Genomic DNA, 26,502 nt, shown 5'->3' on the forward strand with positions numbered 1-26,502 from the left:
GGCCACCGGCCTCGGCGCCCTGTCCGCCCCGCACCGGAGGAGCTCGCCACCAACCCGGTCGAGGCCGGAGAGCTCCGGACCGGAGCCGGCCGGCCCGCGCCCCGGTGGGTTCATCGCGGCGGGCCGGAGGGCCCGGGGTCCGCTTCGAGCCAGGCCAGCACGGCCATCACGCGCCGGTTGTGGTCGTCCGACGGCGGCAGTCCGAGCTTGGCGAAGATGTTGTTCGTGTGCTTGCCGACCGCCTTGTCCGTGACGTGGAGATGTCCGGCGATCGCGAGGTTGGACATGCCCTCGGCCATCATCGCGAGCACCTGCCGCTCCCGTGGCGTCAGTTCGGTGAGCGGCTCGTCCCTGCCGTGGCGGGTCAGCAGCTGGGAGATCACCTCGGAGTCCATGGCGGTGCCTCCGGCGGCCACCCGCCGTACGGAGTCGACGAACTGGTCGACGTCGCCGATCCGGTCCTTGAGGAGGTAGCCCACCCCGCCGGCGCGGTCGGACAGGAGTTCGCGGGCGTAGAGCTGCTCGACGTACTGCGACAGGATCAGTACCGGCAGCCCCGGCAGGCGGCGCCGGGCCTCCAGGGCGGCGCGGAGCCCCTCGTCGGTGAACGTGGGCGGCAGCCGTACGTCGATCACGGCGACGTCGGGGCGGTGCCGGGTCAGCGCGTCGAGCAGCATCGGGCCGTTGTCGACAGCCCCGGCCACGTCGAAGCCCTTGGCGGACAGCAGGCGGATCAGGCCGTCCCGTAGGAGGGCGAGATCTTCGGCGATGACGACGCGCACGGCAGCTCCATCGTGAGTTCGGTCGGGCCTCCGGAGGGACTGCTCACCGCGAGCGAGCCGTCGAAGGCGGACAGGCGGCGTCCGATGCCACGCAGGCCCGTGCCGGCGGCGGGGTCGGCGCCGCCGCGCCCGTCGTCGCCCACGGTCAGGCGCAGGACGTCGCCCGAACGGCGCAGCCGTACCCATGCCCGGCCGGCGTCGCTGTGCTTGGCCAGGTTGGCCAGGGCCTCGCTCGCGGCGAAGTACACGGCGGACTCCACCGGGGCCTCCGGTCGCTCCGGCAGGTCGACGTCGACCTCGACCGGCACCGGGCAGAGCAGCGCGGCGGCCTCGATCGCCCCGGCCAGTCCCCGGTCGGCGAGCACCGGCGGATGGATGCCGCGCACGAGGTCGCGCAGGTCGCCCAGGGCCTGGCCGGTGGACTCCCAGGCCTCCTCGATCAGCTCCCGGACCTGGGCGGGGTCGTGGGAGCTCCTGGCCAGCCCGAGGTTCATCCGGACCGACACCAGCCGCGCCTGCGCGCCGTCGTGGAGATCGCGCTCGATCCGGCGCAGCTCGGCCGCCTGCGCGTCGACCGTCGCCGCCCTCGACTCGGTCAGCTCCCTGATCCGCTGGGCCGGCGAGGATCCCGGCCGGAGCAGCAGGTGGGCCAGCCGTGTCTGCCCGGCGCGGAACGAGGGCACGGCCATCAGGGCGACCGTCACGATGGCCACGACCGAAAGAGAGAGCGCGATCGACACCGACGTGTCCGTGTCCATCGGCCGTAGGTAGAAGATCACGTCGAGGGCGGACCACACCGCCCAGACGGCGAGCGCGAAGACCGAGCTGGTGACGCCGTGGACGGCCAGCCAGGCGAGGTCGCGCCAGGTGGCGGGGTCCCGCAGACAGGGGATCAGATGAGCCCGGACCCCCGGCCCCGCCGGTGAGCGGTACGGCTCGGCGATGTCGCGCCCCAGCGTCCGGCCCGCCCGGCCCCGCTGGAAGCGCGTCAGGGACCGGACCGCAACGAGCGCGCGGGCCAGCACCGCGAGGCCGAGCCCCGCCACCGGGATGAGCGCGACGCCCGTCAGGACCACGGCGGTCAGCAGCAGAGCGGCCACGCCCGTGGCGATGTTCAGCAACAGCCCGCCGGTCGGAACGAGCCCGCCCCGCAGAGCGCGGCGAATCATGGTCACGGAGACAGTCTGCACGGTGGGCGGACCGGAGACGGTAGGCCCAGACCCACCACGGGGGTGGTGATATCCCACCCGGCGGGTGGGCGCGGGCCGATGGAGGCCGGCGGGCCACGCATGGAGGCTTGATCCGGATCACTCAAGCGATGGGAGCCCCTGTGATGACCAGTCCGGCCGGCACGCCGGCCATCGGCGATTTCCCGGCCCCGACGAGACCCGCCGACAGACCCGGCCGGCCGGGCGCCGGCCGTACGGGCAGGTGATGACCGTGATCGAGGTCGGCAACCTGACCATGCGGTACGGCGGCACGCTCGCCGTCGACGATCTGTCCTTCGCGGTGAAACCCGGGCTGGTGACCGGGTTCCTCGGTCCGAACGGCGCGGGAAAGTCCACGACCATGCGGGCCGTCCTCGGCCTGGAGGTCCCTGCCTCCGGCACGGCGCTGGTGGGTGGTCGCCCCTACACGTCTTTCCGCCGGCCCATGCGTTCGATGGGGACCCTGCTCGACGCCGGCGCCGTTCACGGGGGACGCACCGCGCGGGCCCATCTCGGTTGCCTGGCGCGCAGCAACGGCATCGGGGACCGGCGGGTGACCGCCGTGCTGGAGCAGGTCGGTCTGACGGGTGTCGCGGGCAAGCGGATCGCCGGCTTCTCCCTCGGGATGAAGCAGCGGCTCGGAATCGCGGTGGCGCTGCTCGGTGACCCGGATGTGCTGATGTTCGACGAACCGTTGAACGGGCTGGACCCGGAGGGCATCCGCTGGATCCGCGATCTGATGCGGTCGCTCGCGGCCGAGGGCCGCACGGTCCTGCTCTCCAGTCACCTTATGAGTGAGATGGCGCTCACCGCCGACCACGTCGTGGTCATCGGGCGCGGGCGGCTGATCGCCGACACCACGATGGAGTCCCTGATCGAACGTTTTCAGCGCGGCGTGCTGGTGCGCACACCAGATCCGGCACGGCTCGCCGGCGCTCTCGAGGCGCGCGGGGCGACGGTGACCACGGAAGCCGACGGCGGCCTGTCGGTGAGCGGCGTCGACGCGGCAGAGATCGGTTCGCTGGCTCTGACCGAGGGGGTCGCGCTGCGGGAGCTGACACCGCGCAGCGCCTCCCTGGAGGAGGCGTTCATGGAACTCACCGAGGAGAGCGTGGAGTACACCGCCCATCCGGCCGGTGCCGTAAGGGCGGCCCGATGATCGACGTGATCGCCTCGGAGTGGCTGAAGCTCCGCTCCCTCCGCTCGAACCTCTACCTTCTGGCCGTGTCCCTGCTGGCTGTGCTGCTCAGCGCCGGGGTGGCATACCTGATCACCCGCGGCTTCGACGGCCAGTCCCCGGAGGAGAGACTGCGCTTCCCGAGCAATGGCGACGGGCTCGGCAACGGCCTCCCGGTCGCCTACTTCGTCCTGGGTGCCCTGGGGGCCCTCGCGATCACCTCGGAGTACTCCACCGGCATGATCCGCACGAGTCTGGCGGCCGTGCCGCGACGGCAGGCGTTCCTGCTCGCCAAGGTCCCGGGTCTCGCCGCCGTCTCCCTGGTCGCCGGCCAGGTCCTCGGGTTCGCGATGCACTTCGCCGGCCAGGCGGTCCTCGGTGAACGCGCCGGCCAGTTGCTTCTCGACGGACGGACGCTGGGCACTCCCCTCGCCGAGCCGGGCGTGCTGATCGGGGTGATCGCCGCCGGGGTGTCCATGGCGGCGGTCACCCTGATCGGACTCGGCCTGGGGGCGGTGATCCGCTCCACCCCCGGATCCCTGATCGCCCTGATCATGATCCTGTTCGTGCTCCCGGTCGTGGCGAGAACCCTGCCGGCACCGCTGAGGGCGCAGCTCGGCTCTTTCATGATCGAGAACCTTCCCTCCCAGATCGCCGGGGTGGGAGGCGGCCTGCTGTCCCCACCGGCCGCGGGTGCCCTGCTGGCCGCCTACCCGGTCGCGGCGCTGACGGCGGGTGCCGTCGCGATCGCGTTGAAGGGGCGCAGGGTCAACGTACTGGCCGCCGGCGTGGCCGTGATCATCCTGGCGGGGGCGGTTCCAGCCGTCGCGGACGGCTCGGCGGTTCCGGCCCCCTCGACACTGGCGTGGAAGGCGTGTCCGGACAAGGACGCCCCGCCGGAGATGCGGTGCGCGGCGATCCAGGTGCCGGTGGACTGGACGGAGCCGTCCGGACGGAAGATCGCCCTGCCGCTCGGAATGTTGCCGGCCACCGGCACGGAGCGCCGGATCGGCACGGTGTTCTCGATCCCCGGCGGTCCTGGCCATTCAGGTGTGAAGGACCTGAAGAAGTCCGCGGGCGGCTTCATGGACCTGCGGAGACGATTCGACGTGGTCAGTTTCGCCCCACGGAACACCTTCGACCTGGGCGTGCTGTCGGCACAGTGCCTCGCCTCCGGCCCCTGGATCTTCCTGCCGGACGACCGCGTGCAGCACGCCGCTCTGGCGGAGGCGAACCGGGCATCCGCGCAGCGATGCCGTAAGGCGGACCCGGAGTTCTTCGGTCACCTGGACTCGGCCTCCGTCGCCCGGGACGTGGAGGCCGTCCGCGTCGCCCTGGGTGAGGAGAAGCTGAGCTTCATCGCCACCTCTTACGGCGGCGTCCCGGCGGTGGCCTACGCGCGCCTGTTCCCCTCCCGCATCCGTGCGATGGTGATGGACGGCGCCGTCAACCAGCTTCTCGATCGTGCCGACAACGACCGGATGAGCTATCCGACAGTCGAGAGGCAGTTCGGGCGGTTCGCCGCCTGGTGCGGGGCCACCACTTCCTGCGCGCTGCACGGCGAGGATGTCGGCGCGATCTGGCGGAGGCTCGTGACCGGCGCCGACCGATCTCCGGTGCCTGTCAGGGGCGAGCCGCCGGAGGCCGCCTACACCGGGTTCGACCTGAAGGTCGCCGCCGCCCCCAGTCTCATATCGCCCGGCCCGGAGCCCGAGAGCCCCCGATGGGTACAGCTCGCCGAAGCCGTCCGCAGAGCCGCCGAAGGCGATGCCTCAGGGTTCGCCGACTACGTGAAGCAGGCCACGGAGAGCCTGAAGGCCCCCTCGTTCGTGGGGATGAACATGACCCACTGCCCGGATGGCATGGGGTACGGGAGTTATGAGGAATACCAGGAAGGGCGCCGGCGAGGGGGGCGGCTCTCGCCGAACTTCGCCGGAAACGAGCAGTGGCACCCGCTCGCCTGTGTGGGCTGGCCGACGCCCGTCACCAACCCGCGCGCTCCGCTGCCCGTCGAGGACCTCCCACCGTTCCTGGGCGTCGGCACCTGGGTCGACTACGCGGGCAGCGCGGATCTCGTCCTGCGGGTGCCGGGCTCGTCGACGGTCCGTTACGAGGGACACGGCCACGGGCTTTACCTCAGTGGCGACACGTGTGCCATCGCCCACGTGAACCGGTATCTGACCAGCCTGCGACTTCCCCCGGCCGGCACCGCCTGCCGTCCCGGCCGCTGAGGGGGGCGGACACGGGGCCACGGGCTCCGGTGTGAGACAGGCGTGGGGCCCGGTGGGGTCGGACACGGACCTCGGCGGGGTCAGGCGTAGGTGCCGCGGACCTCGACGATGTCGGCCAGCGGGAACTCCAGGTAGTCGCCGGCCTCCTCGCACCACGCGTCGAGCACGCCGCTGCGCAGCTCGCCGTGGCTGATGGTGGCGGTCAGGCCGTCGGTCAGCGTGATCGCCGCCCGCACGCCGCGGTCCACCACGAAGCCGAGCAGCGACTGCTGGGCGGTCGGCAGCCGGGAGGCCATGCGGCCGATGACCGCCCACGTCCTGCCCTGCTGCCGGATGGCGCCGTCCTCGCCGGCGATCAGCCGCCGGGCGTGCTCGTGCGGGTCCGGGGGCGGCTCGACCAGGTGGTGCGGCGGCTGCTCCAGCTCGGCCACCCGGCCGCCGGGCAGCAGGATCAGCCGCCCGTTCTGCGGCTCCTCGATCCGGGCGCGGCGGACGGTGATCTCCCCGGTGTCCTCGATCGGCACCGGGGCGTAGCCGTTCTCCCGGAGTGCCGCGAGGGTCTTGCCCGCGGGCATCGCGCTGGCCAGCACGGTCGGCGCGAGCAGTCGCAGGCCCAGCCTGCTCAGCCGCCGGTGCCCGGCGATCTCGGCCAGCAGCACCGGGTCGGAGGCCTGCACGATGCAGGCGACCGTGGTCACGGTGACCTCGCCGTGCCGCCGGGCCACGTCGCGCACCAGGTAGTCGAGGGGTTGCGGCACCGCGCCGACCTCTCCGAGGTCGGCCAGGAGGGCGTCGGCGGTGTAGCCGGAGTCCATCGCCCGGCGCACGCTCACCGGGGTGAACCGCCACACCGAGGCCGCGCCGCGCGACTCGCGCTCGGCGGCCCGGTCCAGCAGCTCGGCCAGCTCGGTGGAGGGCGGCCCGGTCACCACGGCGGTGAGGTCGGCGCCGAACAGCGCGCTCCGCCGTACGCTGGCCAGCGCGCGGGTCGAGCACTCCACCAGCACCGGATCGTGCTCCACGGCCGGGCTGGAGTCGTCGTTCTCGTCTCCCGCCGAGGCGTCCAGGGCGGCCAGCGCGCGGCCCAGGTCGGTGATCGTGTCGTAGGCGATCAGCCCGAGCATCCGGGCCTCCTCCAGCACGGCGGGGGCGCACTCCGCCAGCAGCGCCTGGTCGAGCAGCGGGGCGTGCCAGTGCGCCGACCCGACCAGCCCGGCCCGGTCGGCGCACGCCGTGCTGGCGGGCAGGCGGGCCAGCACGCCGAGGACCGCCCGCCGGGCCCTGCCGACCGAGGCCCCGGCGGGGTCGTCGCCGAGCACGGTGCCGTATTTGCCGTCGATCCGGCGGAGCGAGGAGCGCTCCATCCGCCACCACGCCGACAGCAGCACCCGGAGCCTGGCGGCCGCGTCGTCCAGCCGCCAGCGGTCGAACTTCTCAGTGGGCACCAGCCCGCCGGCCGGCTCGTCCCAGGCCAGCAGCCGGGCCACCGCGCAGATCTCCAGCAGGAGCCGGGTCTCGTCCTCGTCGCAGCCGGTGTCCTTGGCCAGCCGCCGGACCTCGCGCACGCCGACCCCGCCGGCCTTCAGCAGCGGCAGCGGGAACTTGGCGGTGTTCTCCAGCATCGCGGCGCAGCGCTCGACCACGTGCGGGGCGGCCAGCGTCATCAGGTGGTCGACCGCCTCGGGGTCCACCGGGACGGTCGCGAGGTCGGGCGGGCAGGGGGTGAACGGCGGGTGGTAGCCGGGGCCGCGCAGCGCGAGCGCCACCTCCCGTGGCATCTCGGCCACGTTCCAGCTCGGCCGGAAGAGCAGGCCGTGGTCGGCGGCCCACTTCTCCGGGGCGCCCGGCACGACGAACCGGCCGCCGTCCACGTCGCGGATCGGGCCGTCCCAGGCGAACTCCTCCAGCAGCCGCTCCGTGCCCTCCGGCGCCCGCTCGATCATGGCGGTCACCCGCCCGGGGTCCGAGAGCATCTCGGTGACCCTGGTGACCGTGCGGCGCTTGGGGCCGTGCGGCAGGCCGAGTGCCCTGGCGAGAGCGCGGAGGGCGTCGGCGCTGACCGTCCAGGAGTTGAGGTAGTGGGCGAGCGGCTCGCCGAGCCCGCACGGGGCCGTCCACCACCGGGCGACCCCGCCGGCGACCCGGATCCGCCCCTCGTCGTCCGGCCAGGCCAGGGCATGGTCGAACAGCCGGTCGACCCAGGGGGCCACCTCGGCCTCCGGCACGCCCATGAACCGGGCCAGCGTCTCCAGGTCGACCTGGTCGCCGAGGGCCAGTGACGCCTGCGCGACCTCAAGGCACGGCAGCGGAAGCCCCCGCATGACCGCCATCACCGCGAACCCGTTGCCCAGCCGCTGCGCCAGGGTGTCCAGGCGGCGCGGCCACGGTGGGGCGATGGCGTCCGAGCGGTTGGCCAGAACTCGGGTGAGCCGTTCTTCGTCGAGGGTTTTCAACCAGCCGAGCAGGTGATCGTCCATCTCGCAGCTCTCTCAGGAATCTCGCGCGGGGACTCTCCGTGAGCCATAGGCATCCACGGTAATGCAGAGGGCATCTCCGAAGGCATGCACCGCGCAGAATGCAATGTGTTCCAGAGGTGTCCGCCCGGATTCTTGACCGGCCCCGGGACCGCCGGCGGGGAGGCGTGGCGGTCCCGGAACCGGTCGGCGCCAGGTGAGGGGAAGAGGCGGCGCCTGTCCGGGATGGTCTGCTGAGGGCCGGCCGGAGGATCTACCGGAGGACGGCCCAGACGATTTTGCCGTAGGGGGCCAGCGGTGCCCAGCCCCATCGCAGGCTGAGCGACTCGACGATGTGCAGGCCGAGGCCGCCGATGTCCAGCGGCGACGGGTCGCGGAGGGTGGGGAAGCCCGATCCGGGGTCGTTCAGCGCGCAGGCGACCAGGCCGTCCCGGCGGAGCAGGGAGAGCCTGATGGGCTCCTTGGCGCGCGTCTCGGCCAGTCGCAGGCCGTGCCTGAACGCGTTGGTGGCCAGCTCCGAGACGACCAGTTCCATGTTCTCGCTCAGGTGGGCGAGATTCCAGCCGGTGAGGGTGCCCGTGGCGAAGCTGCGGGCGGAGTGCACCGACTCGGCCTGGGGCGGGAGCACGAAGGTCGCGCTGGCCATGGCCGGTGATCCGGAGAGGAGATCACGCGCCGCGTCGGGCCACCAGCCGACTGGGGGCCACCAGTCGAGCGCTGTCCATGACGTTCGGGGGGGCGCGGTTTGAGCGGACTGCACAGCGATCATCATGGTGCAAACTCCTGTGCAGGTGCAAGAGCGAATGCACGTGCATAAGGGGTGTGCAACCGCTACGGTTACCCATGATTCGGCAATCCGGATGGAAAGGGGATCTTGTCCGCGGCTAGGGATCTTGGGCCGCGAAGTGACAGACTGTCGATCAGGAAAGCGAGCGAGGAGCACACACGTGTCCATGGACCCGCCCGGTACCGGTTCCACCGTTCGGCGCATCATGCTCGGCGCAAGCCTGCGCCGCCTGCGTGAGGAGAAGGGACTCCCCCGAGAGGTAGCCGGATTTCACATCCGCGCCTCCGAGTCCAAGATCAGCCGGATGGAGCTCGGCCGTGTCGGTTTCAAGACACGGGACGTGGAAGACCTGCTCACCCTGTACGGCGTGCTCGACGACGCAGAACGGCGCGGCCTGCTGGAGATGGTCCGCGAGGCGAACACCCCCGGCTGGTGGCACAAGTTCGGCGACCTGTTGCCGAACTGGTTCACCACCTACGTGGGGCTGGAGGAGGCGGCGAACGTCATCCGCACCTATGAGGTGCAGTTCGTTCCCGGCCTGCTGCAGACGTCCGCCTACGCGCGCACAGTGATCCGGTTGGGCTACCCGGACGCGCCGGAGGCGGAGATCGAGCGTCGTGTGCATATGCGTATGCAGCGGCAGGACCGCTTTACGAAGAAGGACGGCCCGCGCCTGTGGGCGGTCGTCGACGAGGCGGCCCTGAAGCGGCCGATCGGAGGCAAGGAGATCATGCGTGAGCAGCTCCAGCACCTGCTGGAGGTGGCCACGCTCTCCAACATCACCCTTCAGGTGATGCCCTTCCGGTTCGGAATGCACGCGGCCGAGGGTGGCGCGTTCAGCATCTTGCGGTTTCCCGAGTCCGACCTGTCGGACGTCGTTTATGTCGAGCAGCTCTGGGGTGCCCTCTACCTGGACAAGCGTGAGGATATCGATCCGTACCTCACGGCCATGGAGCAGCTGTGCGTGGAAAGCACCACGCCTGGGGGCACCGCCGAGATCCTCGGCGACCTTCTCAGAGAGATCTAAATGGAGCACACCTACAACGGCATGCCTGCCACGGACCTGGCCGGGGCCAGCTGGCGCAAGAGCCGTCACAGCAATTCACAGGGTAATTGCGTGGAACTCGCTGAGCTGTCGGACGGCAGCATCGCGGTTCGGAACTCCCGTTTCCCCGACGGTCCGGCCCTGATCTACACCCGCGACGAGATTCGCGCGCTGGTGCTCGGGGTGAAGGACGGGGAGTTCGACGGCCTGATGGTGTAACACTGTTTTTACATCCGGCTCACCTCTTAACTTCGGTGCGTCGGTGATGTAACGCAACGAGTAGGCGGATCGGGCAGATTCTGAGTTCCCGGAGTGACATTGGGGCAGAGGAATTGGGGGCCCAGACCATGCTTGACCAGATGACCTTGTATCCCGTGGCCGACGACGTGCTGTTCGCGCCCGGCGGTCGTGTCGTGATCCGCACCTATGGCGTCGCCTCGGCGGCCATGGATCAGGGGGAGGTCACCTCGGTTTCCTATCGGACATGGGTCACAGGGGTCCGCGACCAGCCTCGTTACTGGCGTTGGGGGCATTTCGAAGACGCCTGCCACGGCCATCGCAAGGTACTGGAATGGCTCACCGGACGGGGCCCGCAACCGCACGCCGCGGCCGCCTGACGGTATGGGAAGGACGTGGTAGCCGTCGACCTGGGGATCGACGTTCACGGCGGCGAAGGCTGAGGCCACCGGGCCGCCATCGGGGCCGGGCACGGTTGGCGACCGTGCCCGGCCCTCCGCACGACGGCGCGCCGCCGGAGTGGCGCGACGCCGCGAGGACGATGCGGTGCCGCGACGGTGCGATGCCGGCGCGACGCCGCGACGGTGCGACGCCGCGAGGACGGTGCGGTGCCGCGACGGTGCGATGACCGGATGATGCGAGGACGGGTCGGCGCGACGGCGCGACGGCGGGGCGGCCGTGCGGCCCGCGTCCCCCCGGCTCCTGTACGGACTCCGGCTTCTGTACGGACTCCGGCTCCTCGACTAGTGTGCCAACCAAGCATTCGCTTGGGTTGAGGAGGCGCCTTCCATGCGGCGAGGGATCTACCTGATCGAAGAGGTCGACTTCCGGCCGATGAACTCCCGCAAGCCGCTGGAGTACCTGACCTGGCTCACGCGCTACAAGAAGGAGGACGAGGCCCTCGACGCCCCCGAACTGACCAGGGGACTGTCGATCCGGTCGCGTGAGATCGACCTGGTGGGCGCCTTCTACGCCGTCGGCATCACCGGCCATCCGCAGTTCAAGGCCGTCACCCTCTGGGACTGCCACGGCGGCTGGGACGGCGGCTGGCGGCAGATGATGAACATCTACGACGGCGTGAACGACAGGCTCTTCCTGTCTGATATCGACGACCTGCGTTTCTCCGCCTTCTCCCGGCCGCTCGGCGCGGTGGCCGGCAGCCCGGCACTGGCCGACATCACCGCCGAGGGCTACGCGGCGCCCTTCTACCTGTTCGAGAGCGCCCGGGTGCGGCCCGGCGCGGCGCTGGAGTATCTCGACGCGGTCCGGCGGGAGCGCGCGCCGGTCCTGGCCGACCACGGCCACCGGCCGATCGGCCTGTACGAGGTGCTGTTCTGCGACAGCGAGGTCGTCACGGTCTGGGGCATGTCGCTGGAGGACCATCTGTCGTTGCAGCGGGCCAGGGACGCCGCGCTCGGGCTGGACGACGAGGTGGAGCCGGATCCGCGGCTGCTCGACTGGAGCAGGCGCTCCCGTGACTTCCTCGACGGTCCGTGGCGGGAGACCCTGCTCGCGCCGTTCCCGGGTTCGCGGCTCTCGCCGGCGCAGGCCCCGCCCGGCGGGTAACCGGGAGAGCGGGTGCGGCCGGAGCGCCCGCGGCCGTTTCGGGCGCGGCCCCGGCGGGTGTCCGCGGGAGCGGGAGCGGGCGCGGCCCGGGGCCTCACCGCCCCGGGGCGGGAGAGCCGGGCCGCGCCGGCGGATCAGACGGGGGCGTTCCAGGTGAGGATGACCGGCTCGTCGCGTTCGTAGCCGAGCCGGGAGTAGGTGCCGGTGTCCAGGCGGAAGTGGCGGCCGTCCTCCGGGGGCAGGGCGAGCCAGCGGGCGCACAGCACCCGCAGGAAGTGCCCGTGGGCGACCAGCACCACGTCGCCGTCGGCCGCGCGGGCCCGCGCGATCACCCGGTCGGCGCGGGCGCCGACCTCCCGCGCGCTCTCCCCGGGGTGCTCGGTGTCGCCGGGGATGACCCCGTCCCGCCACAGGAACCAGCCGGGGCGGGTCTCGCGGATGTCCGGGGTGGTGATGCCCTCGTAGCCGCCGTAGTCCCATTCCCACAGGTCGGGATCTGTCTCGTAGTCCGTGAGCCCGGCCAGCTCGGCCGTCCGGCGGGCCCGCAGCGCGGGGCTGACCAGGGCCAGGTCGAACGTCCGGCCCTTGACCAGCGGGGCGAGCGCCCGCGCCTGGTTGTCGCCCTTGTCGGTCAGCGGCAGGTCGGTGCGCCCGGTGTGGCGTCCGTCCCGGCTCCACTCGGTCTCGCCGTGCCGCAGCAGAATCATCTCGTTCATGATGCCCCCCATCATGCCGGTACGGCCCGGGGCGGCCGGTCAGCGCCCCGCGAGCTCTTCGGCGATCGGGGTGAAGGCCTCCAGGTCGCGCTCGTGGTGGAGCACGAAGTAGGACAGGTCATGGGTGTCGCGCCAGTAGCGGAGCTTGTCCGTGATGTCCTGCCGGGTGCCGAGCAGGACCTGGGGGGTCTCGTCCTGGCGGGAGGAGTCCGCGGCGCTCCACGGTTCGTCCGGCCTGCGGACGCCGAGCTGCTGGATGCTCGTGCCGAGCTCGATCCGGTCGTAGCGGTCGCCGGCGGCCCGCCGTACCACGTCGACCTTGGCGAGGAAGGCCTCCAGGCCGCCGTCCATGCCGTCGGGGCCGGTGCCGTCGGCCCGCACCCGCATGCCGAGATTGATCACGTCGGCCTCGCGGGCGGCGAGCCCGAGCATGCGGGGGCCGCCGCCTCCGAGCAGCAGCCGGGGGTGGGGCCGGCGGGCAGGCTTGGGCCACTGCTCCAGGCCGGTGATCCGGTAATGCTCGCCGTGGAAGGTGAACGGGCCGTCCGCCCAGAGCCCCTTGAGGACGGTGATCGCCTCGGCGAGCCGGCCCACCCGGGTCCCGGGGGGTTCGAGGGCCAATCCCGCGGAGACGTAGTCGGCGGCCATCCAGCCGGTGCCGAGGCCCAGCTCCAGGCGACCCTCCGACAGCAGGTCGACGGTCGCCGCCTCCTTGGCCAGCACGGCCGGGTGCCGGTAGTCGTTGGCGAACACCAGGGTGCCGACGTGCAGGCGGCTGGTCGCGCACGCGGCGGCGGTCATCGCCGCGACCGGCGCGAACCGGGGGCCGACCAGGTGGTCGGGGACGAGCAGCACGTCGAAGCCCGAGCCCTCCAGGCGGCGTGCCTTGTCGGCCCAGGCCCTGGCCGACTCCGCCTCGCGGACCACGGCGGCGAACCGGAACGGGCGGTCCATCGGCACCCCCTCTACTCTGACCAAGCGCTTGCTAAAGCCTAGATGCGCCGGGCGGCCAAGGGAACCGCGCGGCGCGGCCGCCGGTCCGCCGGGGGGTGAAGGTCGTCGCGAGGGTGTCGCGCCGGACAGCTCCCGCCCCGCCTTCGGCGCGGCCCGCCGCCCCCTCTGTATACCAAGCGCTTGCTTTATTTCGGCGGGAGGCTCGACACTGGCCCCATGGCTGACAACACCCCGGTCCGGGACGTGACCGACGGCGAGGCCGCGTTCTTCAAGGACAACGGCTGGGTACGGCTGCCGCGCCTGGTCGGCCCCGATCACGTGGCCCTGCTCCGCGAGCGGGCGCTGAGCCGTCTGCGGGACCGCCCGCGCGCCGTCACCTCCAAGGTGGACCAGGCGTTCGGCCAGTCCAGGGACATCGCCGAGACCGACGGGCACTTCAGGGAGCTGGCCCTCGCCCCCGCCCTCGGCCGGGCCGCCACCCGGCTGCTCCACGGCGTCGCCGGGGTCCGGGTCCAGGTGACGAACCTGCTGATCAAGGAGCCGGAGCGCGGGAGCCGGGCCGGCGAGGACCCGGACGGGCGTGACCGGACGGGCGGCGGGCACGGGGCCACGGAGTTCCACCAGGACTTCCCCTGGATGCCGATGGACCGCTCGGCCATGCTCACCGTCTGGCTGGCGCTGGTGGACGTGCCCGCCGACATGGGGTCGCTGCGCTTCTACGGCGGTTCCCACCGGCACGGCCTCCTCGGCCGGTCCTTCACCCGCGACGGCGACGACCAGCTCAGCCAGCACCCCTGGCTCGGGGAGCTCGACCTCTCCCCACCGCTGGACCTGGCCGCGGGAGACGCGACCGCGCACCACGCGCTGACGGTCCACGGCGCCGCCGCCAACCGCCGCGACAGCGCCAGGCTGTCGTTCACCGTCACCTACTTCGACGCGGACGCCCTCTACACCGGCACGCCGTACGGGCAGACGGACGGCCTGGGCCTCACCGTCAACCGGCCCTTCGACCACCCCAAGTTCCCGGTGGTCCCCTATGAGGGCTGAGCGGCGGGAGCCGTCCGCGGGCACCGAGACGGTCAACGGCCCGGTCGAGGACCTCGGGGCGACGCTGATGCACGAGCACGTCTTCGGGCTCAGCCCGGAGATCCTGTGGAACTGGCCGGACATCCCCGAGGGCTGGGACCTGGAACGGCGCGCCCGGGAGGCGGCGGACAAGCTGACCGAGCTCAAACGCCACGGCATCGACTCGATCGTGGACCTCACGGTGATCGGGCTCGGCCGCTACGTGCCCGCCGTGCGGCGGGTGGCGGAGCTGACCGAGGTCAACATCGTGGTCGCCACCGGCCTCTACACCTACGACGCGCTCCCGCCCTACTTCGGCAACCGGGGGCCGGGCTCGCTGTTCGGCGGGCCCGACCGGCTGGCCGAGTTCTTCGTCAGGGACATCACCGACGGCATCGGCGACACCGGGGTCAAGGCGGGCATCCTCAAGTGCGCCTCCGACCATCTCGGCATGACGGCGGGCTGCGAGCGGGTGTTCCGCGCGGTCGCCGAGGCCCACCGGGCGACCGGTGTGCCGATCTCCACCCACTCCCACAGCGCCTCCGGCGGCGGCCTGGAGCAGCAGAGGCTGCTGGCCGGGGCCGGGGTGGACCTGACCCGGGTGATCATCGGGCACGCCGGGGACTCCACCGACGTCGCCTACCTGGAGGAGCTCATCGCAGGCGGCTCCTACCTGGGCATGGACCGGTTCGGCATCGAGACGATCAGCTCCTTCGAGGACCGGGTGGCCGTCGTCGCCAAGCTCGCCGAGCGCGGTCACGCCGGCCGGATGGTCCTGTCGCACGACTCCTACTGCTTCAACGACCGCTTCGACCACGACGTGGTACGGCGGCGCCACCCCAACTACCACCTGCTCCACATCTCCCGGGACGTGCTGCCCGAGCTCCGCAGGCGGGGCGTCACCGAGGAGCAGATCCGCCAGATGCTCGTCGGCAACCCCCGCGACATCTTCGCCCGGCGCGAGCCGTACTGACCGTGCCGGCCGTACCGACCGCGACGGCCGCGGCGCCGTACCGACCGTACAGAGAGGCATGTCATGATCACCGCTAGTGACTTCGACGTCAGCGCGGCCTGGCACGTCGCCGCGCCGTACGACTTCCTGCGCAGGCTCCGCCATGAGCGGCCGGTGTTCCACAGCGAGCACCTGGGCGCCTACGTCATCACCCGCCACGAGGACGTGCGCGCCGCCTACGGCGATCCGCGGCGCTTCTCCTCCGAGGGCTCGCTGACCATCTCCCGCAGCCTCGCCGAGGAGACCAGGCGCGTGCTGGGCGAGCACGGCTCGTTCCTGTCCAGCTTCGTGGCCAACGTCGACCCTCCCGCGCACACCCGGCTGCGCCGCTCGGTGTCGCGGGCGTTCACCCCGCGCGCGGTCGCCGCGATGGAGGGGCTCTTCAGGGACCTGAACGAGGAGCTGCTCGACAGGGTCGCCCCCCGGGGGGCCGGCGACTTCGTCGCGGAGCTCGCCCACGTGCCGTCGGTCAAGCTCACCGCCCGGTTCATCGGTGTCCCCGAGGCCGACGAGGCCCTCGTCCAGAAGCACGTGAAGGACTGGTTCCAGCTCTTCCTGTCGCCCCAGCCGCCGGACCGCCAGCTCGTGCTCGCCGACAGCTTCCTGGCCTACCTCGACTACGTCGACAAGCTGGTCGCCGCCCGTGCGGCCGAGCCGCGCGACGACTTCGTCTCGCTGATGACCTCGCTGATCGGCACCGAGCTGTCGCACCGCGAGGTCGTCGAGCTGATCTCCACGATCCTGCTCGGCGGCAACGACACCGTGCCCAACCAGCTCGGCAACAGCGTCCTGCGCCTGCTGCGCGAGGAGATCTGGCCGGTCCCGCCCGCGATGATCCAGAACGCGGTCGAGGAGTGCATGCGCGTCGACGGCGCCAGCCTCGGATCCTTCCGCCACGCCAGGACCGACGTCGAGATGCACGGCGTCACCATCCCCGCCGGCTCGCTGTGCCTGCTGTCCACCGACTCGGCCGCACACGACGAGACCGTCTTCCCCGAACCCGAACGCTTCCGGATCGACCGCGGCAACGCCGACGCGCACATGACGCTGGGCTACGGCATCCACTTCTGCGTAGGCGCCGCGCTGGCCCGCCTGCAGCTCCGCACGGCACTGGAGGTGCTCGGCCGCCGCCTGCCGGGGCTACGGCAGGCGCCCGGCAGTCCCGTCGCCTACCGCACCTCGATCGTCGGCCGGGGCCTGGCCGCGCTGCACGTGGAGTGGTGACGCGCTCCGGCGGCGAGATCACGCTGGTCACGGGGGTCGCGCCGGAGACCGGCGCGACCGCCGCGCACCGCCCCGAGCACGGGATCAGGGTGTGGGGGCGTGAGAAGCTGGGGTCGTGACGATATCTGTGGGTTTGGTGGGCGCGGGGCCCTGGGCGGAGATGGTGCACGCGCCGATGCTGGCGGCCGGGCCGGACACGCGCCTGGTGGGCGTGTGGGCGCGGCGCCCCGAGGCGGCCGCGAGATTCGGCGTCCCGGTCTTCGAGCGCCTCGAGGAGTTGTTCGACAACTGCGAGGCGGTCGCGTTCTCGGTTCCGCCCGCCGTACAGGCCGAGCTGGGCGTGCTCGCCGCCAAGGCGGGCAAGGCGCTGCTGCTGGAGAAGCCGCTCGCGGCCGACCTGGACGGCGCCCGGCGGCTGGCCGACGCGGTCGGGGAGGCGGGCGTGGCCTCGCAGATGGTCCTGACCTGGCGCTACTCGGCCGCCACCCGGTCCTTCCTGGCGCGGGTCTCGGCCATCGAGCCGTTCGGCGGATACGCGGCCAACATCTCCGGGGCCATGCTCGGCGGCGACTTCGCCACCCCGTGGCGGCTGGAGCGCGGCGCGATCCTCGACGTCGGCCCGCACATGATCGACATGCTGGACGCCGCGCTCGGCCGCGTCACCGGGGTCCGCGCCCACGGCAACCCGCTGGGCTGGGTCGGCCTGCTGCTGGAGCACGAGACCGGCGCGGTGAGCGAGGCCTCGCTGTGCATGAGCGCGCCGGGCGAGACACCGCCCTCCAATGTGGACATCTACGGCCGGCTCGGCCGGGAGTCCATCAACGGGGAGCAGCTCGGCCCCGACGTGTTCGCCGTCATGCTGTCGGAGTTCGCCGAGACCGTGAGCCGGGGCGGGGGCCACCCCCTCGACGCCGCGCACGGCCTGCGCCTTCAGGAGATCATCGCCGCCGCGGAGCGGCAGCTCAGCTAGCGCCGCGCGCCGTCCGCGGCCGCGCGTTCACCTCCTCCGGGCGGATGGGGCCGGGGGAGCCCTTGACGCCGGAGTGTCCAAGAGGATTGATAACGTTTGTCCGACGCGCAGCGCGCAGCGAAGTCCGGTGCGAGTCCGGCGCTGTCCCGCAACTGTCATGGTCCCCTCGGGCCGAGCCAGGTCGCCTGCCGCTGCGCCGACGCCGTCAACCCTCGTGGAAAAGGGTGATCCGTCGTTTTCACGGGTCTCTCGGTTCCGGTAACTGAAAGGACCTCTCTTGAGGCCCGTACGTACCGCCTTCGCCGGCGTGCTGCTCGGCGCGCTGACCCTGGCCGGATGCGGTCAGAGCCCCGCCCCCGCCACTCCGGAGGCGGCCGGCTCCGGCGCGGCCGCGACGTCCCCGGCGGCCTCGGGCGCGGCGGACTTCCCCGTCACCGTCGAGGCGGGCAACGGCTCGATCGCCATCGCCAAGAGGCCCGAGCGGATCGTCTCGCTGTCGCCCACCGCCACCGAGAGCCTGTTCGCCGTCGGCGCCGGCGCCCAGGTCATCGCGGTGGACGACCAGTCGAACCACCCGGCCGAGGCGCCGAAGACCGACCTCTCGGGCTTCAAGCCCAACGCCGAGGCGATCATCGCGAAGAAGCCCGACCTGGTGGTGCTCGCCAACGACGCCGACAACATCGTGGCCGAGCTGACCAAGGTCAACGTCCCGGTGCTGCTGGAGCCCTCGGCCACCAAGCTCGACGAGGCCTACGACCAGATCGCCGACCTCGGCGCGGCCACCGGCAACAAGGCCAAGGCCGACGAGGTCGTGGCCGGGATGAAGAAGCAGATCGACGAGCTCGCGGCGGCCGCGCCCAAGGACAAGAAGCTCACCTTCTACCACGAGCTGGACACCACGCCCTACTCGGCCACGTCCACCACCTTCATCGGCCAGATCTACGGGCTGTTCGGCCTGACCAACGTCGCGGACAAGGCCCCCGACGCGGCCGGCGGCTACCCCAAGCTCTCCGCCGAGTTCGTCGCCCAGGCCGACCCGGACCTCATCTTCCTGGCCGACACCAAGTGCTGCGCGCAGTCCAAGGACACCCTCGCCAAGCGCCCCGGCTGGTCCAAGCTCTCCGCCATCAAGAACGACCAGGTCATCGCCCTCGACGACGACGTCGCCTCCCGCTGGGGCCCGCGTGTGGTGGACCTCGCCAAGCAGGTCGGCGACGCCGTGCAGAGCGCCGCGACCGAATAAGTGACCGACCTCTCCCGCCCCTCCGGCGCCGGCCAGACGGGCGCCTCCCCGACGGGCCCCCGATCCTCGGGTGCCGGTCGGGGTGATGCCGTTTCGGGGGTGGCTCCCGTCTCCGGCGCCGGCCAGACGGGCGCCTCCCCGACGGGTCCCCGTTCCCCGGGTGCCGGTCGGGGTGATGCCGTTTCGGGGGTGGCTCCCGTCTCCGGCGCCGGCCAGACGGGCGCCTCCCCGACGGGTCCCCGTTCCCCGGGTGCCGGTCGGGGTGATGCCGTTTCGGGGGTGGCTCCCGTCTCCGGCGCCGGCCGGGGGGATGCCGCCTCCGTCGTGGCACCCTTCCCGGACGCCGGTACGGCGGGGCGCGGGGCGGCGATGGACGGCGTCCCGGTACGGCGGGCGGCCGGGGCCCGTCCGCTGGCGTCGCTGGCGGCGTCGGGCGTCCTGCTGGCCAGCATGCTCGCCGCCCTGCTGATCGGCGCGGCGGACATCCCGCCGGAGAAGGTGGCGCTGCAACTGCTCGACTGGCTGCCGTTCGTCTCGGCCGACTCGGGGCTGGCGCCGGTCGAGCAGGGCCTGCTGGCGGAGATCCGGCTGCCCAGGGTCCTGCTCGGCGCGATCGTCGGCGGCCTGCTGGCCATCGCGGGCGCCGGGTACCAGGGCGTGTTCCGCAACCCGCTGGCCGACCCCTATCTCCTGGGAGCCGCCGCGGGCGCCGGTCTCATGACCACGACGGCGATCGTGTTCATGAAAGGCGACGAAACGGCCCTCCCCATCCCGGCCGCCGCGTTCGCGGGCGCCATCGGGGGCGTCCTGCTCGCCTACGCGCTGGGCAACGTCGCGGGCCGGGGCGGGGGCACCGCCACGCTGGTCCTCGCCGGCGTGGCCGTCTCGTCCTTCCTCACGGCCATCCAGACCTTCCTGCAGCAGCTCCGGGTGGACGAGCTCCAGCGCATCTACGCCTGGATCCTCGGCGATGTCGGCGGCGGCTGGAGCCAGATCGCACTGGTCGCCCCGTACGCCGTGGTCTCAGTGGTGATCATGCTGCTCCACGGCAGGCTGCTCGACGTGCTCTCGGTCGGCGACGACGAGGCGGTCAGCCTCGGCCTCAACGTCGCCCGCGTCCGGCTCGTCGTGCTGCTCGCCGCTTCCCTGGCCACCGCCGCGGCCGTCGCGGTGAGCGGGCTGATCGGCTTCGTCGGCATCGTGGTCCCGCATGTGGTCCGCCGCCTGGCCGGGGGCTCGTACCGGACGGTGCTCCCGCTCTCGCTGATCGGCGGCGCCGCCTTCCTGGTCCTCGCCGACCTGATCGCCCGGACCGTGCTGGCCCCGGCCGAGCTGCCCATCGGCGTGGTCACCGCCTTCGTCGGCGCGCCGTTCTTCGTCGCGGTGCTGCGCGTGACCAGGCGGGTGGAGACGTGAGCGGGCCGGGAGGCGTGCGCGGCGCGCCCGCCCACACGGGCCCCGAGCCGCGGGACGAGAGGGCCGCGAAACGAGAGCCCGTGGGACGAGAGCCCATGGGACGAGCGGGCGCGGGACGGGGGGATCGGGTGAGCCACGTCAGGGTGAGAGACCTCGCCGTCGTCCTGGAGACGCGGACCGTGCTGTCCGGCGTCGGGTTCGAGGTGCGGGGCGGTGACTGGCTGGCCGTCATCGGGGCCAACGGCGCGGGCAAGTCCACGCTGCTCAGGGCGCTCGCCGGGGTGCTGCCCTGCTCCGGCGAGGTGCTCGTCGACGACACGCCCGTCCGCAGGCTCAGGGCCAGGGACCGGGCCCGGCTGCTCGCCTACGCCCCGCAGGCCCCGGCGCTCCCGGTCGACATGACCGTGTTCGACTACGCCCTGCTGGGCCGCACGCCGTACATCCCCTATCTGGGCCGGGAGAGCCGCCGCGACCGCGAGGTGACGGCGTCGGTGCTGGAGCGACTCGACCTGTCGTCCTTCGCCTCCCGCACGCTGGGCCACCTGTCCGGGGGCGAGCGCCAGCGCGTCGTGCTCGCCAGGGCGCTGGTCCAGCAGGCTCCCGTGCTCCTGCTCGACGAGCCCACCACCGCCCTTGACCTGGGGCACCAGCAGCAGGTCCTGGAACTCCTCGACCGCCTCCGCCTGGCCGACGGGCTGACCGTGGTCACGACCCTGCACGACCTGAGCCTCGCCGGCCAGTACGCCGACTCGATGATGCTGATCGCCGGGGGCCGGGTGGCGGCCTCCGGCACCCCGGCCGAGGTGCTGACGGAGAGACTGATCGGCGAGCACTTCGACGCCCGCGTCCGTGTCGGGACCGGCGCCGGAGGCAGGCCCCAGGTTCATCTGGAGCGCCCTTGACGTCCGGCCGCCGCGCCGGGACCGGCCCCGGTCGCCGGCCCGGAACCCGATGGGAGTACCCGTGAAGCTGAGCCACCGTGACGAGGACGGGGCCCGGCTGGCCTCGCTGCTGTGGGAGTTCGGCCCCGGCTGGCGGGCGATCTCCTCGGCGATGGTCGGCGGCGGCATCGGCCCCGCCGGGTGGGTGCTCAACGCCCAGGTGATCGGCGGCTACGCGCGGATGGATCCGGTGGACCACCTGCTGGAGATGGCACCGCCGGGGCCCGGCGTCGGCATGCTGACCGCGGCGTCGGTGGACCACTTCACCCGGGCGGCGGACGGGGGAGCGGAGGCGGTGGCGACCGTCGGGCTACGGGTCCCCACCTGGGCCGCCGCCCCCGACGGCGCCGCCGATCCCGAACTCGCGCCCATGTATCTGCCGGGGACGGTCAACATCATCGTCGCCGTGCCGGTCGCGATGAGCGACGCCGCCCTGGTCAACGCGGTCATGACGGTGACCGAGGCCAAGTCCCAGGCGCTGCTGGAGGCCGGTTTCCCCTGCACGGGCACGGCCTCCGACGCCGTCTGCGTGGCCGTGCGCGACGACGGTCCCGAGGAACTGTTCGGCGGCCCCCGGTCGCTCTGGGGCGCCCGGGTCGCCCGCGCGGTCCACGACGCCGTACGGCGGGGCGCCCTCGACTGGGCCGATCGGAGCGATATCACGCTGAAGAGCCGTCTGATTACGGAAAGTGCCGTCTGAGAGGGGTGGAGACGCCGATACTGGGACGGTGACCGTTAAGAAGACCCCCGTGAGGATCGAGCGACCGGCCGCGCACGTGATCCGGACGGTTCTGCCGGGCAGGCCGCCGTTCACCGTCGCCGACCTGCTCCGGTTCCCCGACGACGGGAACCGGTACGAACTCTTCGAGGGGAGCCTCCTCGTGAGCCCGCCCCCCACCCCCGTGCACCAGCTCGTGGTCATGCGTCTGGTGCGCCTCCTGGAGGAGGCGGGCGGGCCGGAGCTCGCACCGCTCCCCCGGATCAACCTGCACGTCGGCACGGCCGACTTCCTCGTCCCGGACGTCGCCGTGGTGCCGGGCGTTCTGGCGGCAGGCGCGGAAGCGGCGTTCGCCCCCCGGGACGTGGTGCTCGCGGTCGAGGTGGTGAGCCCGCACACCCGCAGACGCGACCGCGTCATGAAGCCCAGCGCCTACGCCGACGCCCGCATCCCGTTCTACTGGCGGGTGGAGCCCGCCGAGGGGCCGGCGGTCTACGTCCACGAGCTGGACGGAGAGGGCTACCGCCTCGTCCGGAGGTGCGAGGCCGGGCAGGTCGCCACGGTCACCGCGCCCTTCCGGGCGAGCTTCGACCCCGCCGTGCTCGCCCGGCCGCCCGCGTAGCCGCATCCGTCGCGCTCATCCGGCCGCGCGGAGCCGCACCCGTCGTGCTCGCCCGCGTAGCCGCATCCGCCGTGCTCATCCGGCCGCGCGGAGCCGTACCGTGGCGGGCGGTCCCCGTCCGGCCACGCCGGAGGGGCCGCCTCCGGAGCCCCGCCGGGTGTCACCCCGCCTCCCGCATGACCGTGCCGTCATCCCGTACGGCGACGCCGTAGTCGGTGAGCGCGCCCCGGGCGGTGATCCTCCCCGTCCTGAGGTCTGCCTCGATCTCGTCGAGCGGCCGGTCGTACGGCGAACCGATGCCCCCGCCTCCCGTCGTCTCGATCACGAACGCCTCTCCGGCGGCGAAGAGGGCGTTGTTCACCTTGGAGCCCAGGCGTTCGAGCGAGCCGTCCGGGTGCCGCCGGTAGAAGCCGCCGACCCGTCCCGGCAGGCCGCCGGAACGGCCGGGTGGGGCGTTGCGCAGCCGGTCGCCACGGGTGGTGACGTGGGCGTCGGCCAGGAAGCGGATCACCGTCCGGGAGCCCAGCCCGCCGCGGTGGCGGCCGGGGCCGCCCGAGTCGGGGACGGTCTCCACCGACTCCACGATCAGCGGGCAGCGGGTCTCGACCGGCTCGGCCTGGGGGACCGAGTTGCGGCCGATGCCGAAGTGGACGCCCGTCGAGTCCGGCCCGTCCTTGCCCTGCCGGGCGCCGACCCCGCCGAAGTCGTAGGACAGGTGGATCCAGTACGGCGCCCGCACGGCGGCGATGGAGAAGGGCTGCAGGATCCCGCTCGCCGCGATCGCCCGGTCGGGCATCGCGTCCGACAGCGCCTGGAAGATCGCCTCCATCGCCGCGTAGACGGGCACGAACCGGCCGCCGCAGGGATAGGGGGAGCAGGCGTTCAGCAGCGAGCCGGGCGGCAGCCGTACCTCGATCGCCCGCAGGCAGCCGTCGTTCATCGCGATGGACGGGTCCAGGAAGCACCGCACCGCGAACACGGCGGCGGCCAGCGACTGCGACGACGAGGAGTTGATCGCCGCGGGGACCTGGGGGCCGGTGCCCTCGAAGTCCAGTACGGCCCCGGCCCCGGGCTCCAGGATGACCGCGACCCTGACCGTGTGCGGGGTGCCGGCGTCGATGCCGTCGTCGTCGATCAGGTAGGAGGCCTCGTAGCGGCCGGCGGGGAGCGCGGCCAGGGCCGTGCGGGTCCTGGTCTCGGTGTAGTCCAGGTAGTCGTCGATCCTCCCGGCGAGCCCGGCCGGGCCGTACTCGGCGATCAGCGCCTCGACCCTGGCGGCGGCGACGGCGGTGCCCGCGATCAGCGCCCGCACGTCGCCCATGACCTTGTCCGGGGTGCGGCTGTTGGCCCGCAGGATCGCCTCGACCGTGGCCTCGACGCCCCGTTCGGTGGCCAGCCGGACGGGCGGGAGCTGCAGGCCCTCCAGGAAGATGTCGGTGGCCAGCGGCGCCATGCCGCCCGCCGACAGGCCGCCGAGGTCGGAGACGTGGATCATCGTGGCGGTGAAGTAGGCGGGGACGCCCCCGACGAAGACGGGCCGGTAGACGAGCAGGTCGTTGGTGTGCACGCCACCCCGGTAGGCGTCGTTGAGCACGAACACGTCGCCGGGGCGCATGGTCCCGGCCGGGATGTCGGCCAGCAGCTCCGGCAGCGCCACCTTGAGCGCCATGCTGTTCATCAGCGTGGTGGCCATCGACTGCGCGACCAGGCGCCCGCCCGCGTCGAGGATCGCCGCCGACGCGTCCGACCCCTCGACGATGAACGTGGAGTAGGCCGACCGCACCACCACGATGCTGGCCTCCTCCGCGGCCACCACCAGCGCGTTCCGCAGGACCTCGGCGGTCAGCGCGTCGCGGGCGCCCCCGTCTCCCCGAGGGCCGGGGCCGTGGCGGTCCGTCTCGCGGGCATCCCCGTCTCCCCGAGGGCCGGGGGCGCGAGGGTCCGTCTCGCCGGAACCGCCGTCTCCGTGAGGGCCGGGGGCGCGAGGGGCCGGCTCGCCCGTCCCGCGGGACGCGGCGCCGTCCGTCCCGGTCGCCGGGGTGTCGTTCACCTGGCCGCCTCCGTGAGGATCACGCTCATGGTCTCCGCGAGCCGGGCCGTCCATCCGGGGGGCACCACGATCGTCGACTCGGCGTCCTCGACGATCGCCGGCCCGGCGACCTCTCCGAGGCCGGCCCGGGTGAACACCGGCACCTCCACGTACCCGCCCGTCTCGGGGAAGTAGGCACTCCGCCTCCTCCGGGGGTGCCCGGCCCCGCCGCCCGCCGTACCGGCGCCGGAGAGGCCGGCGGGAGCGGGCGGGCCGGGAGGGGCGGGGGTGCGGGGAGTGCGGGCGGCGGCCTGGGTGACGCGGACGCGGTAGCCGACGATCTCCGTGGGGCCCTCCTGGGCTATGCCGTACACCTGCAGGTAGCGGGCGGAGAAGCGGCCGGCCAGCTCGGCGGGGGAGTCGGTCCACGGGACGGTGAGGTCGTGGGCCTGCCCGGTGAAGCGCATGTCGGCCGAGCGCGTGACGGACACGCCGGGCGAGTCCGTGCTCACCCCGAGGTCGCGGGCGGCCGCCGCGGCGAGGGAGGCGAAGACCTGTCCGGGGTCGGCGTCCAGGGCGGACAGGACGCGGTCGGTGGACAGGTCGCCGGAGAGCAGGCCGGCCGCCGAGCCGACGCCGCAGTACGCCGGGACGACCACGGTGGAGATGCCGAAGCGGGAGGCGACCCGGGCGGCGTGCATGGGTCCCGCGCCGCCGAAGGCGACCATGACGAAACCGGCCGGGTCGATGCCGCGCTGCACGGTGACCACGTGCACGGCCGACCCCATCGAGGCGTTGGCGATCTCGTGAACCGCGTGCGCGGCCTCGGCACCGGACACCCCCAGCGGCCCGGCCAGGCGCCGGTCGACGGCCTTCTCGGCGAGATCCCGGGACAGCGGCATCGTCCCCCCGGCGAAGGAGCCGGGGTCGAGGTAGCCGAGAACCAGGTTGGCGTCGGTCACCGTCGGCTCCTCGCCGCCCAGGCCGTAACAGGCCGGACCGGGCTCGGAGCCCGCCGACCTCGGTCCGACCCGCAGGGCGCCGGCCGGGTCCACCCACGCGACGCTGCCCCCTCCGGCGCCCACCTCGGCCAGGTCGATGGCGGGGGTCTTGACCGGCACCCCGGTCCCGGCCCGGCGGCCGCCGAAGCTGCCCTTGCCGCCGACGTGGAACTCGTGGGTGATCTCCGGCGTGCCGTTCCTGATCACGCAGGTCTTGGCCGTCGTCCCGCCCATGTCGAAGGAGATCACGTCCGGATACCCTGTCGCGGCCGCGGCCAGCACCCCCGCCGCGGGCCCGGACTCGATCGTGGTCACGGCCCGGCGCGCGGCCAGCTCGGCCGACATCACGCCGCCGGCGGAGTCCATCACGTGCACCGGGGCGGTGATCCCGACGGCGGCCAGCCGCGTGGTCAGCCGCCGCAGGTATCCCGCCATCACCGGCCCGACGTAGGCGGACATGATGGTCGTGGTCGCCCGCTCGTACTCGCGCAGCTCCGGCCAGACCTCCGAGGAGATCACCACGGTCGGGACCAGAGCCCCGAGGATCTCCGCGATCCGCCGCTCGTGGGACGGGTTGGCGTAGGAGTGCAGCAGGCAGACGGCGACCGCGGTGACGCCCCGCCGTGCGATCTCCTCGCCGACCCGGACCACGGCCGCCTCGTCCAGTGGCCGCAGCACCTCGCCGCGGCTGTTCACGCGCTCGGGCACCTCGAAGCAGTCCTCCGCCGCGACCGGCGGGGCGGGCGGGTCGAAGCGGAGGTCGTAGCGGTCCTCCTCCACCCGGGCGTACCGGCCGAGGGGGATCGCCGAGCGGAAGCCCAGGGTCGTGACGTAGGCCACCCGGACGCCCCGGCGCTCCAGGACCGCGTTGGTGGCCAGCGTGGTGGCGTGCACGACCCTGGTCACCGCCGACGGGTCGGTACGGCCCAGCACCGCGGTGACCGCGGTGACGATCCCGTCGGTGGGGTCGTCGTGGGTGCTCAGGCACTTGGCGACGGACATCCGCCCGTCCGGCCCGCTGAGCACCGCGTCCGTGAACGTCCCGCCGACGTCGACCCCGATCGCGTGGCTCACCGGTGCCCTC

The 26,502-nt window shown here is 72.9% G+C and carries 24 protein-coding genes; 16 read left to right on the plus strand and 8 right to left on the minus strand.

What is annotated here, in order from left to right; genetic code table 11:
• Positions 1 to 110: 110 nt before the first annotated feature.
• Together SROS_RS12150 and SROS_RS12155 are read right to left on the minus strand one after the other, a co-directional pair.
• Complete coding sequence (locus SROS_RS12150) at positions 111 to 782, minus strand: LuxR C-terminal-related transcriptional regulator (protein WP_012889227.1); 672 nt, start codon at positions 780 to 782, stop codon at positions 111 to 113.
• On the minus strand, positions 734 to 1,951 hold the full coding sequence (locus tag SROS_RS12155) for a sensor histidine kinase (protein WP_012889228.1): 1,218 nt from the start codon (positions 1,949 to 1,951) through the stop codon (positions 734 to 736). Before SROS_RS12155 ends, SROS_RS12150 begins: the two co-directional genes overlap by 49 nt.
• Before the next feature lie 271 nt (positions 1,952 to 2,222).
• Here SROS_RS12155 and SROS_RS12160 point away from each other — a divergent pair, with 271 nt between their 5' ends.
• Complete coding sequence (locus SROS_RS12160) at positions 2,223 to 3,149, plus strand: ABC transporter ATP-binding protein (protein WP_148269532.1); 927 nt, start codon at positions 2,223 to 2,225, stop codon at positions 3,147 to 3,149.
• Entirely contained in the window at positions 3,146 to 5,398 is a 2,253-nt protein-coding gene (locus SROS_RS12165; RefSeq protein ID WP_012889230.1) for an alpha/beta fold hydrolase, read from the plus strand. The genes SROS_RS12160 and SROS_RS12165 overlap by 4 nt, the downstream gene beginning before the upstream one ends.
• Before the next feature lie 80 nt (positions 5,399 to 5,478).
• Here the strand turns inward: SROS_RS12165 and SROS_RS12170 are convergent, their stop codons facing one another.
• The gene (locus SROS_RS12170; RefSeq protein WP_012889231.1) at positions 5,479 to 7,875 is read right to left on the minus strand and encodes a helicase-associated domain-containing protein; all 2,397 of its coding nucleotides are present in this window, start codon (positions 7,873 to 7,875) and stop codon (positions 5,479 to 5,481) included.
• A 250-nt stretch (positions 7,876 to 8,125) separates the two neighbouring features.
• A complete protein-coding gene (locus SROS_RS12175) occupies positions 8,126 to 8,518 on the minus strand; it encodes an ATP-binding protein (RefSeq protein ID WP_012889232.1) in 393 nt (130 codons plus the stop codon).
• Positions 8,519 to 8,864: 346 nt separating this feature from the next.
• Here SROS_RS12175 and SROS_RS12180 point away from each other — a divergent pair, with 346 nt between their 5' ends.
• From SROS_RS12180 to SROS_RS12195, 4 genes are all read left to right on the plus strand, one after another.
• Entirely contained in the window at positions 8,865 to 9,686 is an 822-nt protein-coding gene (locus tag SROS_RS12180) for a helix-turn-helix domain-containing protein (protein WP_148269038.1), read from the plus strand.
• Positions 9,687 to 9,923: a DUF397 domain-containing protein gene (locus SROS_RS12185; protein ID WP_012889234.1), complete on the plus strand. Its 237-nt coding sequence runs from the start codon at positions 9,687 to 9,689 to the stop codon at positions 9,921 to 9,923. It abuts the gene before it with no gap.
• A gap of 140 nt (positions 9,924 to 10,063) precedes the next feature.
• Positions 10,064 to 10,321, plus strand: a complete 258-nt coding sequence (locus SROS_RS12190) for a hypothetical protein (protein ID WP_245564614.1) — start codon at positions 10,064 to 10,066, stop codon at positions 10,319 to 10,321.
• A 409-nt stretch (positions 10,322 to 10,730) separates the two neighbouring features.
• Positions 10,731 to 11,507 carry a hypothetical protein gene (locus tag SROS_RS12195; protein WP_012889236.1) on the plus strand — a complete coding sequence of 259 codons (777 nt, stop codon included), beginning with the start codon at positions 10,731 to 10,733 and terminating at the stop codon, positions 11,505 to 11,507.
• Between the two features lie 134 nt (positions 11,508 to 11,641).
• Here the strand turns inward: SROS_RS12195 and SROS_RS12200 are convergent, their stop codons facing one another.
• Together SROS_RS12200 and SROS_RS12205 are read right to left on the minus strand one after the other, a co-directional pair.
• The gene (locus SROS_RS12200) at positions 11,642 to 12,223 is read right to left on the minus strand and encodes a histidine phosphatase family protein (RefSeq protein ID WP_012889237.1); all 582 of its coding nucleotides are present in this window, start codon (positions 12,221 to 12,223) and stop codon (positions 11,642 to 11,644) included.
• A gap of 39 nt (positions 12,224 to 12,262) precedes the next feature.
• The gene (locus SROS_RS12205; protein WP_012889238.1) at positions 12,263 to 13,177 is read right to left on the minus strand and encodes a TIGR03621 family F420-dependent LLM class oxidoreductase; all 915 of its coding nucleotides are present in this window, start codon (positions 13,175 to 13,177) and stop codon (positions 12,263 to 12,265) included.
• Positions 13,178 to 13,393: 216 nt separating this feature from the next.
• Here SROS_RS12205 and SROS_RS12210 point away from each other — a divergent pair, with 216 nt between their 5' ends.
• The 10 genes from SROS_RS12210 (at position 13,394) to SROS_RS12250 (ending at position 22,388) form a co-directional block, all read left to right on the plus strand.
• Positions 13,394 to 14,224 (plus strand): phytanoyl-CoA dioxygenase family protein, encoded by an 831-nt coding sequence (locus SROS_RS12210; RefSeq protein ID WP_012889239.1) that lies wholly within the window; start codon positions 13,394 to 13,396, stop codon positions 14,222 to 14,224.
• Entirely contained in the window at positions 14,214 to 15,215 is a 1,002-nt protein-coding gene (locus SROS_RS12215; RefSeq protein ID WP_012889240.1) for a phosphotriesterase family protein, read from the plus strand. The genes SROS_RS12210 and SROS_RS12215 overlap by 11 nt, the downstream gene beginning before the upstream one ends.
• 63 nt (positions 15,216 to 15,278) lie before the next feature.
• Positions 15,279 to 16,478, plus strand: a complete 1,200-nt coding sequence (locus SROS_RS12220; protein WP_012889241.1) for a cytochrome P450 — start codon at positions 15,279 to 15,281, stop codon at positions 16,476 to 16,478.
• Positions 16,475 to 16,597, plus strand: a complete 123-nt coding sequence (locus SROS_RS53835; protein ID WP_281048009.1) for a hypothetical protein — start codon at positions 16,475 to 16,477, stop codon at positions 16,595 to 16,597. Before SROS_RS12220 ends, SROS_RS53835 begins: the two co-directional genes overlap by 4 nt.
• Positions 16,594 to 17,448 (plus strand): Gfo/Idh/MocA family protein, encoded by an 855-nt coding sequence (locus SROS_RS12225; RefSeq protein WP_012889242.1) that lies wholly within the window; start codon positions 16,594 to 16,596, stop codon positions 17,446 to 17,448. The genes SROS_RS53835 and SROS_RS12225 overlap by 4 nt, the downstream gene beginning before the upstream one ends.
• Before the next feature lie 277 nt (positions 17,449 to 17,725).
• Positions 17,726 to 18,691, plus strand: coding sequence for an ABC transporter substrate-binding protein (locus SROS_RS12230; protein ID WP_012889243.1), 966 nt, complete (start codon positions 17,726 to 17,728; stop codon positions 18,689 to 18,691).
• A 369-nt stretch (positions 18,692 to 19,060) separates the two neighbouring features.
• Complete coding sequence (locus tag SROS_RS12235) at positions 19,061 to 20,107, plus strand: FecCD family ABC transporter permease (protein WP_043655390.1); 1,047 nt, start codon at positions 19,061 to 19,063, stop codon at positions 20,105 to 20,107.
• Positions 20,108 to 20,235: 128 nt separating this feature from the next.
• Positions 20,236 to 21,009, plus strand: coding sequence for an ABC transporter ATP-binding protein (locus SROS_RS12240; RefSeq protein WP_245564615.1), 774 nt, complete (start codon positions 20,236 to 20,238; stop codon positions 21,007 to 21,009).
• A 49-nt stretch (positions 21,010 to 21,058) separates the two neighbouring features.
• Positions 21,059 to 21,748 (plus strand): adenosylcobinamide amidohydrolase, encoded by a 690-nt coding sequence (locus SROS_RS12245; protein ID WP_012889246.1) that lies wholly within the window; start codon positions 21,059 to 21,061, stop codon positions 21,746 to 21,748.
• A 49-nt stretch (positions 21,749 to 21,797) separates the two neighbouring features.
• The gene (locus SROS_RS12250; RefSeq protein WP_169369286.1) at positions 21,798 to 22,388 is read left to right on the plus strand and encodes a Uma2 family endonuclease; all 591 of its coding nucleotides are present in this window, start codon (positions 21,798 to 21,800) and stop codon (positions 22,386 to 22,388) included.
• Positions 22,389 to 22,548: 160 nt separating this feature from the next.
• Here the strand turns inward: SROS_RS12250 and SROS_RS12255 are convergent, their stop codons facing one another.
• Positions 22,549 to 24,438, minus strand: coding sequence for a hydantoinase B/oxoprolinase family protein (locus SROS_RS12255; RefSeq protein ID WP_012889249.1), 1,890 nt, complete (start codon positions 24,436 to 24,438; stop codon positions 22,549 to 22,551).
• Positions 24,435 to 26,492 (minus strand): hydantoinase/oxoprolinase family protein, encoded by a 2,058-nt coding sequence (locus tag SROS_RS12260; RefSeq protein WP_012889250.1) that lies wholly within the window; start codon positions 26,490 to 26,492, stop codon positions 24,435 to 24,437. Before SROS_RS12260 ends, SROS_RS12255 begins: the two co-directional genes overlap by 4 nt.
• Positions 26,493 to 26,502 lie beyond the last annotated feature (10 nt).

It is taken from the genome of Streptosporangium roseum DSM 43021, assembly GCF_000024865.1.
Classification (GTDB): Bacteria; Actinomycetota; Actinomycetes; order Streptosporangiales; family Streptosporangiaceae; genus Streptosporangium; species Streptosporangium roseum.